Annotated in this window: 2 protein-coding genes; one reads left to right on the forward strand and one right to left on the reverse strand. The window is 53.0% G+C overall.

The window, feature by feature from the left end:
- Positions 1-234: hypothetical protein (locus H9X86_RS12075; protein ID WP_204901739.1), on the forward strand; the 234-nt coding region annotated here is incomplete at its 5' end.
- Between the two features lie 429 nt (positions 235-663).
- Here the strand turns inward: H9X86_RS12075 and H9X86_RS12080 are convergent.
- Positions 664-942: hypothetical protein (locus H9X86_RS12080; protein WP_204901740.1), on the reverse strand; the 279-nt coding region annotated here is incomplete at its 5' end.

A 942-nucleotide genomic window follows, 5' to 3' on the forward strand; every position in this document is an offset into this window, starting at 1 on the left:
CCTGTAAAAATGCCCGCACTGCGGGCATTTGTGGCCGGAGAGGGGGCGCTTGCGACCCCTCTCCTTTCTCCTGCTTCTCGTCGTCGCAAGCTACATATCCCTCATTTCCGCCTGGGAGGGCGAAAACTTGCTCATTCCGCTGCTCCTCCTTTCCCCGACGAAACCGCTTTGCTGGGTTTCGTCGGGGGCCCCATTGACCGACTGTCCATGGTCGTGGAAAACGGCCCAAATTGAGCCGGGATTCCTTGGGTGGGGAAGTGGGCTGCCCTAATCCCAAGAAGGGCACACAGAGGCTTACAGGGGCAACAGTTGGGCCGTTGGCCTGTCCTGCGTGCCTGTTGGGCCAAAAAAAGAAAGACAATTCCATCTGTCCAAACAGGCGGGGGTATGGTAGGATACAAGGGAACAGGGAGACTGGTATGTATGTCCTTCATCCAATGGATTCCCCCTAAATTCTCCAGATAAGGGGTGTTTCTTGCAGGGCGTTTGGGTTATGCTCTTGCCATCAAATGAGAGGAGGGGACTTTATTTCCGGTGTCCTGCTGGGGATCTCCGTAGGGGTGATGCTGGTAGGCATCTGCGTGACGATATTGGGTTTCTCAAAACGTGGCTAACAAAGGAGGCCTCTGGAGTTAGCGCTCCAGAGGCCTCGGGTGCGTTTTCTCAATAGTAGAAGCCCTCCCGACGCAGCAGCTTCACAAATTCATACATCCTCTGGCCATTCACATCAAAGGGGAAGGAAAAGGAAAAGCCAATTTCCTGCTCTTGGCAAGCACGGATGTTCTCTTTTAATTCCTCTATGGTCTGCCCAGGGTGATAAAAGTCAGCCAGGTAGTCCTCCACGCCGTAGGCTTCAAAGTCATATTCAGCAAACTTGACAAAAGAATAGTTCAGGGCAGTGGAACGCTTTAGTTTTGTGGACACGGAAATGTGATCCGGTTG

Source organism: Pseudoflavonifractor capillosus (assembly GCF_016902575.1).
GTDB classification, from domain to species: domain Bacteria; phylum Bacillota; class Clostridia; order Oscillospirales; family Oscillospiraceae; genus Enterenecus; species Enterenecus capillosus_A.